Annotated in this window: 5 protein-coding genes and 1 tRNA gene; 3 read left to right on the forward strand and 3 right to left on the reverse strand. The window is 42.3% G+C overall.

What is annotated here, in order from left to right; translation table 11 throughout:
* Nucleotides 1-33: 33 nt before the first annotated feature.
* A tRNA-Glu gene (locus tag C900_RS21475) sits at nt 34-105 on the reverse strand.
* Nucleotides 106-271: 166 nt separating this feature from the next.
* Here C900_RS21475 and gap point away from each other — a divergent pair.
* Nucleotides 272-1,255: a type I glyceraldehyde-3-phosphate dehydrogenase gene (gene gap / locus C900_RS21480; RefSeq protein WP_009582333.1), complete on the forward strand. Its 984-nt coding sequence runs from the start codon at nt 272-274 to the stop codon at nt 1,253-1,255.
* Between the two features lie 172 nt (nt 1,256-1,427).
* Here the strand turns inward: gap and C900_RS21485 are convergent, their stop codons facing one another.
* Together C900_RS21485 and C900_RS21490 are read right to left on the reverse strand one after the other, a co-directional pair.
* Complete coding sequence (locus C900_RS21485; protein ID WP_009582334.1) at nt 1,428-2,171, reverse strand: YebC/PmpR family DNA-binding transcriptional regulator; 744 nt, start codon at nt 2,169-2,171, stop codon at nt 1,428-1,430.
* A 41-nt stretch (nt 2,172-2,212) separates the two neighbouring features.
* Nucleotides 2,213-3,061 carry a DMT family transporter gene (locus C900_RS21490; protein ID WP_245558471.1) on the reverse strand — a complete coding sequence of 283 codons (849 nt, stop codon included), beginning with the start codon at nt 3,059-3,061 and terminating at the stop codon, nt 2,213-2,215.
* A 777-nt stretch (nt 3,062-3,838) separates the two neighbouring features.
* Between C900_RS21490 and C900_RS21495 the strand changes: the two genes are divergently transcribed.
* Together C900_RS21495 and C900_RS28770 are read left to right on the forward strand one after the other, a co-directional pair.
* Nucleotides 3,839-4,657, forward strand: coding sequence for a prolipoprotein diacylglyceryl transferase (locus C900_RS21495; protein WP_009582336.1), 819 nt, complete (start codon nt 3,839-3,841; stop codon nt 4,655-4,657).
* Between the two features lie 17 nt (nt 4,658-4,674).
* On the forward strand, nt 4,675-5,913 hold the full coding sequence (locus tag C900_RS28770) for a DnaJ domain-containing protein (RefSeq protein WP_009582337.1): 1,239 nt from the start codon (nt 4,675-4,677) through the stop codon (nt 5,911-5,913).
* The last annotated feature ends 174 nt before the right edge of the window (nt 5,914-6,087 follow it).

The raw sequence follows: 6,087 nt of genomic DNA on the forward strand, positions 1-6,087 counted from the left end.
AAGGCCCGAGCAAATTGCTCAAGCCTGGTTTAGTAGCCCGTAGGGGAATCGAACCCCTGTTTCCAGGATGAAAACCTGGCGTCCTGACCCCTAGACGAACGGGCCTTTTATTAAGGTGATGCAAAGATATACGGGTGATTTATAAATCCAAAACTGGTGACTAAATTTTTTTGAAAATTTTACATCTTTTTTAAAACCTCTTTTAATTGGTTTTAGATACAGTGTATTGTATTTTTGCCGCGAAATTAACAGTAACCATAACCCACTAATAATGACTAGAGTTGCAATCAACGGCTTTGGAAGAATAGGTCGACTAGCCTTCAAAGCACTATTACAAAAAGGAAATGTTGAAGTAGTTGCCATCAATGACCTCACTGATGTAGCTACACTCGCTCACCTGCTTAAGTACGATTCTATTCATGGTAGATTTGACGGTACAGTTGAAGCTACTAATGACGGACTTAAAGTGAATGGCCAGATCATTAAGGTTTTGGCTGAGCGTGATCCTGCTCAGTTGCCATGGGGAAAAATGAATGTAGATGTCGTACTGGAATCCACAGGAAGATTTGTGGATGAAGAAGGTTCTAAAAAACATATACAGGCAGGCGCTAAGAGAGTAGTGATCTCCGCACCTGCCAAAGGAAATATTCCTACAGTGGTATTAGGAGTAAATGATGACATACTGACCGGAAACGAAGAGGTAGTATCTAACGCTTCATGTACTACCAACTGCCTTGCTCCTGTAGCTAAGGTATTAAATGATAACTTCGGACTGGAAAGCGGTTTCATCACGACTATCCACGCCTATACGTCAGACCAAAGCCTGCAGGATGGTCCTCATAAAGACCTGAGAAGGGCAAGAGCTGCTGCTATCAACATTGTTCCTACCACTACAGGAGCTGCAAAAGCTGTTGGCCTCGTACTTCCTGAGCTTAAAGGTAAGCTTGATGGTAATGCGGTAAGAGTACCTACGCCTACCGGATCGCTAACTGACCTGGTTTGTGTGCTGAAAAAAGAGGCTTCCGTAGAAGAGATCAACGCTGCTATGAAGGCTGCTTCAGAAGGACCTATGAAAGGTATCCTGGAGTACACTGAAGATCCTATCGTTTCTTCCGATATCATCGGCAACCCTCACTCATCCATATTTGATGCTCAAATGACTTCAACAAATGGTAAAGTAGTGAAAGTGGTAAGCTGGTACGATAACGAAGCAGGTTACTCCAACCGCGTAGCTGATCTTATTGCTAAGCTTTAAAGATTAGAACACAATAAAAAAGGCTGTGTTAAAAGCCAGTAGTTCGTCATTCCAAACTGATTTGGAATCCCCTGAAAATGAGTAAAATCTAATCAGGGGATCCTGAATCAAGTTCAGGAGGACGTTAGAAGGAGACTTTTGACACAGCCTCGTTTTTTTATACCGATCTACCCTATATCGACTGCAACTGCTCCTCCGTGGCCTCGATATTGTGATAAACCTTCTGCACATCATCATCGTCTTCAAGCGCCTCTATCAGCTTCATCACTTTGTCAAATTGCTCATCGTCTAATGCTACGGTCGTGGTGGGTATTCTTTGCAGTTCTGCCGTTTCAGCTTCCAAACTAAGCTCATCGAGCTTGTGTTGCATATTGCCGAAGTCCTCCATCGCGCAGGTCACCTCTACATACCCTTCGTTAAACTCTACCTCCTCAGCTCCTCCATCAATCAGTTCCAAAGTCAGGTCATCCTGATCCGTCTCCTCATTTTGCACGATCAGAAAGGTGCCCTTTCTTTCAAACATATAGTCAACAGAACCATTGACCCCGAGACTTCCTCCATACTTTGAGAACAAAGATCTTACACTTGCTACGGTCCGGTTGAGATTATCCGTAGCGCATTCTACAAAAACTGCCACCCCATGAGGGCCATACCCTTCGTAGGTGGTTTCTATGTAATCCACCGCATCGCTACCAGATCCTTTGTTGATCGCACGTTCAATATTATCCTTGGGTACGTTCTGTCCTTTGGCATTTTGAATGGCCAACCTCAATCTCGGATTACCTTCGGGGTCCGGTCCGCCCTCACGGGCTGCTACTGTGATCTCTTTGATCAGTTTTGTGAATATCTGACCTCTCTTTGCGTCCTGGGCTCCTTTTCTACGCTTAATATTTGCCCACTTACTATGTCCAGCCATAAATATTATGCTTAAAAAGTTCTTCAATTATTCAAAAATAGTCATTTTTTGACAGCCATGCTGTGCTTATACCAGATATTCAAGGATACACCGGCCAGCACGACCAACATACCGACATAGGTCATCAGGTTGAACGTTTCATCAAAAATGATCCAGCCAAAACCCAGTGCATAGATGATACTGATATACTTAAGGCTGGCCACTTTTGAAAGTTCCTCCGCCTGATAAGCCTTGGTCATGAAGTATTGGGCTACCTGTGTGAGTACCCCTATCAGAAGCAGGAAAAGCCACTCCCGCCCCACCGGTTGCTCCCATTCAAATAACGAGTAAGCACCAGTAACCGGAATAGTGACCAGGGGAAAGTAAAATACGATCACCAGGGGATGTTCCGTGGTATTGACTTTGCGAATGAAGTTGTACGCCAGACCTGAAAAGAATGCAGCAAAAACACCTATTATCATGTAAAGCGGTGTTATCCGATGGTCAAAGCCCTGTATAACTACAATTCCACCGAATGCAATAAGAAAAAACAGCCACTGTAGTGGCTTTACTCTTTCCTTTACAATAAAAATACCCAATATAGAGGTGAATATCGGTGAAAGAAATTGAATTGTGACCGCACTCGCCAGGGGAATAGCCTGCAAAGTAATGAAGTATAAGATCAACGCAATGGCTCCGCTCAGCCCTCTGAGTAACAATATTTTTTTATTACCACCCCATATATTAACCTGGCTGCCTTTTAAAAAACCATAGCTAAGTACTAAGGAGATCACCGAACGAAAAAACACAATTTCAGTCGCAGGAATGTTGGGTACCAGCTTTACGAAAACATTCATCAATGCAAATACAAAACCCGCCACCAACATGTATTTTACCCCTTTCGTAAACATCGTGCAAATAACCATTAAAAGAATGAGAAAGGAAAGTGGACTGGCTTTTTGGTGACTGGTTAACTGGTGACTGGTTCTGGTGGCTTGTTTGATGTTTGACGTTTCCTGTTTCTATTTGATGTTTGATGTTTTGGGGTTTGTTGATTGTTTGATGATGTTGGGGGTTCACGGTGACCGGAAGTCAGGTTAACACAGGCGAACCAACTCTCCTCCCGGAAGGAGACACAGAGGTGGGTATGAAGCCCGAAGATCAAAGTCGGAAGTCTGAAGCACTATGTAATGATAAAACTATAAACTCTGAACGGTGAACGGTGAACTGTGAACGGTGAACTGAGAAAAACATTACCTTTACACTTCGGCATAAAATAAAATGTTGGCAAAGCAGTTTATACAATTGTCTTACTTGGCTGTAAGAAAATACTTGTAGTCATCGGTGGGAATCGAAGCGATGTGCAGCAAAAGAGAGGGGATTGCCACACTTCATTCGCAATGACCGGCTTTGCAAACATCACTGCAAGCGGCTGATAAGGAGCGCGGCAGTCCCAAAATTGAACTTAAACGTCACTGCGAGCGACCGGTAGGAAGCGCGGCAGTCCCCTAAGTTAGAAGAGTGGTTAAAGTCTTGAAGCAATATGGTGTTCGTTATTGATTGGGGGATTGCCACGTTAGGAGCAGCTTCCTGTCCGTCAGATGCTCCTTCCTCCCGATATAAAGTTAAATAAAGTTCGGGACAGGTCGCAATGACGATAAGTTGGAGTTTTTTTAAAGATAAATTAAATGCATCCGATTCTGTTTGAAATACCGCTGCCAGATTTTTTAAAAAATTGGTTCGGCGAATATCTAACGATATATTCTTACGGTTTTTTTATTGTCATCGGAGCGATACTCAGTGTAACCTACGTGGCCTGGCAAACCAAAAAGAAGTTTGATCTTTCCTTTGATGCCGTGAACACACTGTTCCTGCTGTTACTGCTCGCAGCAATTATTGGCGGCAAGGCGCTGCTTTTTTTCGAAAGACCGGCTTTCTATTTAAAAAATTTCGGTGATCTTCTTTCAGGAAGGGGTTTTGTCTTCTATGGGTCCTTGTTATTCACCATCCCTACCATGCTATGGTTCTTTAAAAAACATCGGCTCCCCACGAGGCCCATGCTGGACATAATGGCTATCACTACTTGTATTGTACATTTTTTCGGCAGATTAGGCTGTTTTATGGCAGGATGCTGCCATGGTATTGAATGGCATGGCCCGCTAGCTGTTGTATTTTCCGATTCCGCTTGTCTCGCTCCATTGAATACACCTTTGCATCCGACTCAACTCTATAGCGCACTGATGATCTTAAGTATCCTTATCGGGCTACATTTCCTAAAGTCTAAAAAGAAGTTTGAAGGGCAATTATTTCTTACCTATCTGATGGTCTATGCCATAGGCAGGTCGGTCATAGAAGTCTTTAGAGGAGATGTCTCCCGTGGATTTGTTGTAGAGGGCTATCTATCGCATTCGCAATTCATATCATTGCTCATTTTTGTGATAGCAGCATTTTTTTACTACGAATATTTAAAGAAAAGCAGCTTGGGGAATGTAAAACAGCCATTGTAATTGTTTAAATTAGCTATATGCTTGATTATTATAAAATATTGGGCATCACGCGGAATGCTGATCACGAAATAATTAAAGCCGCTTATAAGAAACTGGCTCTGAAGTATCACCCTGACCGCAACCCAAATAATAAAGATGCAGAAGAATGCTTTAAGCTGATCAACGAAGCTCATCAGGTATTGTCTAATGCACACAAAAAAGCGCAGTATGATCTTATTCTAAATTATTCATACCAATCCTACGAGGCTACACAACGCACAAGAACTTCTTCACAACACCCTCCTCGAAGAAGATCGGAAAGAAGCGTTTATGATCGATATGGTAAGCAACCGTGGGGATACGCACCTAACTACAAAACGGCACCCCCATACAAAATTGACAAAAACTACTATAAGGTACAGCTATTTACCCTTACTGCGGTTTGTATCGTTGCCATACTTATCACCGGACTTATCAAAATCAACCTGTACCTGGAAGAACAAAGAGCATTGGAGCTAAAAGCTAAAAATGATCAAATACTTGCTCAGGCCCAATTACTGTATGACAACAGCAAGTATCGTCAGGCTTTTGACATGATCACAGGCCTCATTAGAGACAACCCCATTGAATCAGTATACGCGGTGAAAAAAGAAGCGATGTTGGCCGGCTTGTATGATCAAACGATAGCATTGTACAAGCACGCTGACTATCAATCAGCAGTACTAAACCTCGAAGTGTTGCGTGATTATCAACGTCCAATGAGCCTGAATACATGGCGAATGATAGCAGATTGCAATTATCAATTAAAAAATTACAGGCAGGCCATTCATGCACTGGATTATATTTTTATCAGGGATAAGAATAACATCGAGTTGGCGACCACTATTGGTAACATTTATTATGATCATTTGGGAAATATAAGCAAGGCACTGGAATACTACAATGAAGCCAAACGTATGTTCAAAGACCAGCAAAGCTCTACCTATGGGAAAGCGTTTGAGTTGGTAATGTCCGTGAAAAATACGCCTCCTATTTATTATGAGCTTTTCTTTAAAAGGGCAGAGATCAATATGGCAGATAAAAACTTTGAAGAAGCAATAACAGATTATAACTGGGCCATTTTTCTAAGACCTGACAGTGCAGGCGCCTATTACTATCGTGGTAATTGTAAACAAAAAACAGGAAAAATTTCAAGCGCCTGCCGAGATTGGAAAAATGCTGCCGACCTTGGCCACAAGGAAGCAAAGCAATTGGCGTTAAGAAATTGCAGTATGTAAAATAAAGGTGTCTCAAAAGTCAAAAATTTAATGTAACAGTCATTCTGACGAAGGAAGAACCTTCCTAAGATTGTGAATTCTGCCTTTGAAACTGAGTAAGATCCCTCGTTGCCTACCAATGACAAGTTTTTACTAGTGTTGAGTTAAGTGTACTGTGCCGTATAAGTTGCAGTT

The sequence above is a fragment of the Fulvivirga imtechensis AK7 genome (genome assembly GCF_000331535.1).
Lineage (GTDB): Bacteria > Bacteroidota > Bacteroidia > Cytophagales > Cyclobacteriaceae > Fulvivirga > Fulvivirga imtechensis.

Coding starts and splice junctions, on each gene's coding strand:
- gap (WP_009582333.1), top strand. CDS start 272: ATGACTAGAGTTGCAATCAACGGCTTTGGAAGAATAGGTCGACTAGCC.
- C900_RS21485 (WP_009582334.1), bottom strand. CDS start 2,171: ATGGCTGGACATAGTAAGTGGGCAAATATTAAGCGTAGAAAAGGAGCC.
- C900_RS21490 (WP_245558471.1), bottom strand. CDS start 3,061: ATGTTTACGAAAGGGGTAAAATACATGTTGGTGGCGGGTTTTGTATTT.
- C900_RS21495 (WP_009582336.1), top strand. CDS start 3,839: ATGCATCCGATTCTGTTTGAAATACCGCTGCCAGATTTTTTAAAAAAT.
- C900_RS28770 (WP_009582337.1), top strand. CDS start 4,675: ATGCTTGATTATTATAAAATATTGGGCATCACGCGGAATGCTGATCAC.